The organism is Saccharothrix deserti, assembly GCF_009769385.1.
In the GTDB taxonomy this organism is placed as follows: domain Bacteria; phylum Actinomycetota; class Actinomycetes; order Mycobacteriales; family Pseudonocardiaceae; genus Actinosynnema; species Actinosynnema deserti.
The window spans coordinates 1-1,956 of the sequence record NZ_ML775967.1 but is presented as its reverse complement, the minus strand read 5'-3'; the positions used below and the strand labels follow the sequence as shown (position 1 = coordinate 1,956).

General features: G+C 66.2%; 4 protein-coding genes and 1 pseudogene. All 5 read right to left on the bottom strand.

From position 1 onward, the window contains the following. Nucleotides 1-29: 29 nt before the first annotated feature. Nucleotides 30-260, bottom strand: coding sequence for a GNAT family N-acetyltransferase (locus FM051_RS51700; protein ID WP_158842884.1), 231 nt, complete (start codon nt 258-260; stop codon nt 30-32). Next, nucleotides 253-546: an SDR family NAD(P)-dependent oxidoreductase gene (locus FM051_RS11275; RefSeq protein WP_158842883.1), complete on the bottom strand. Its 294-nt coding sequence runs from the start codon at nt 544-546 to the stop codon at nt 253-255. The genes FM051_RS51700 and FM051_RS11275 overlap by 8 nt, the downstream gene beginning before the upstream one ends. A 195-nt stretch (nt 547-741) precedes the next feature. After that, complete coding sequence (locus tag FM051_RS11270) at nt 742-1,278, bottom strand: IS3 family transposase (RefSeq protein WP_202918794.1); 537 nt, start codon at nt 1,276-1,278, stop codon at nt 742-744. Next, nucleotides 1,244-1,594 carry an IS3 family transposase gene (locus FM051_RS11265; protein ID WP_158842882.1) on the bottom strand — a complete coding sequence of 117 codons (351 nt, stop codon included), beginning with the start codon at nt 1,592-1,594 and terminating at the stop codon, nt 1,244-1,246. Before FM051_RS11265 ends, FM051_RS11270 begins: the two co-directional genes overlap by 35 nt. Continuing rightward, nucleotides 1,591-1,878 (bottom strand): annotated as a pseudogene (locus FM051_RS11260) (transposase); the annotation flags it as partial. The pseudogene FM051_RS11260 and the gene FM051_RS11265, both read right to left, overlap by 4 nt. Nucleotides 1,879-1,956: the final 78 nt, after the last annotated feature.

The window sequence follows — 1,956 nt, the reverse complement described above, 5'->3', positions numbered from 1 at the left end:
GGGCCTCCACGGCCATCCGGGTCGCCCGCTCACGCAGCTCGTCTGGGTACTTCTTCGGTGGGGCCATTAGTCCTCATCATCCAGGCTTGATGGTCTCCATCAAACCCGGTACGGAACAGTTCGCTCATGCCGGGGTCGTAGGCGACGGTTTGCTGTTCGGTGATGACGTCATGGATGATTGACCACATTTGTGGCCAGTCGTCGTCGTGTGCCTCGCGGATCGCGAAGGTCGACGCGACAGGATGCTGCGGATCAGCCATGCGGTCCGCCGCTGACGTTGTCCCGGGCGAACCCCGCGTTGTTGACCAAGATGCTCGTCGGCCCCAACGCTGCCGTCACCTCATCGACAGCTCGGTCAACACCGGCGGGATCACCAACATCCGCACACACCGCGAGCGCGGACCTGCCGGACGCGCGGACCTGGTCAACGACCGCGCGGGCGGCCTCGTCAACCCGATCCAGCACAGCAGCCTGATACCCGTGACCCGCCAAAGCCTTGGCGATACCAGAACCACTGCCGGTAACGAGAGCGATACGTGACTGCACGCCTCCCATCCTGCAGGTCGCTCCTGCCAGCCACCAACCATTTTTGCGCGCAGCGCCTCAACGCACTCTCATGCCGTTGTGGCACGCTGAGGTTCCCCGATAGCTCGGAGGCTTTGATCCTCACCCCGTTTGACGGAGCCGGGTTGCTGGAGTTCATGATCCTCACCCGATTTGGCGGAGTCGGGTTACGGGAGTTCAGGCTGCTGGAGCGATCCCGGTGTGTCGGAGTTCGTACTCGATCGGTGTGAGCATGCCGAGTGCGGTGTGGCGTCGGCGGCGGTTGTGGAACATCTCGAGGTATTCGAACAGGGCGTTGGCCAGCTCGAGGCGGGTGCGCCATCGTCGGCGGTCGGGCAGCTCGGTCTGGACGCGTCCCCAGAACGATTCGATCATGGCGTTGTCATGGCAGTCACCGATCGAACCCGTCGACGGTAGAAGCCCGGATTCCTTGGCGCGCCTGGTGAAAGTCCACGATGTGAATTGGACTCCGTGGTCGGAGTGGATCACCGTGTCCGAGAGCGGGGACCGGGTCGGGATCGCCATGCCGAGTGCGTTGGTGGCCAGGGCGGCGGTCTGGCTGGAGTCGGTCGACCAGCCGACGACGCGGCGGGAGTGCACGTCGAGCACGACCGCGCAGTACACCTTGCCTTCACGGGTGGGATGTTCGGTGATGTCGGTGACCCACAACCGGTTCGGCTCAGGTCCGGCGAAGTCGCGGTCGACCGGGTCCACCGCGGTGGGCGTGTCGTGCTTCGGCCGTGGCCTGCGCCGGTTGGGCAGGCCCTTGATTGGCGTTGCGGCGCGTGAGAAGCGCGACAGTGTTGTGCCCGACGACGATCCCGCGGCCGAGGGGCAGTTCGGCGTGCACCCGCGGGGAGCCGTAGACCTGGAACGACTCCACGTGGATCTCGCGGATCAGATCGGTCAACCACGCCTGACGGACCGACCGCGGCGAGGGCGCGCGGCCTGGCCAGTCGTAGTAGCCGGACTCCGACACTCCCAGCACACGGCAGGCGAGCTGCACCGACCGCCCTTCCGAGGCGATCACCGTGACCGCCTCGTACCGTCTTGTGGGGTACTGCCCTCCTTGAGCAACTCGGCGGCGCGACGGTGGACGGCGACCTCGGCCTCGAGTTCGGCGATCCGTCGACGCGCGGCGACCAGCTCGGCGTTGTCGGCACTGGTGGTGCCGGGCAGTTGCCCGGAGTCGACGAGTTCCTGGCGGCGCCAGGTGTGGATCGTCTGGTCGCTGATGTCGAGATCCGCCGCCACCTGCGCGACACGGCGGCCGGACGCGACCAGGTCGAGCACCTTGCGCCGGAACTCGGATGGGTACCGCTTGGGATCGTGGGCCGTCCTCCGGGCTACCGAGACGAGTGATCATCCAGTAACCCGACTCCGTACAACCAG

What these genes read in the sequence shown, in the direction of transcription:
- FM051_RS51700 (WP_158842884.1), bottom strand. Translation starts at nt 260, where the DNA reads ATGGCTGATCCGCAGCATCCTGTCGCGTCGACCTTCGCGATCCGCGAG.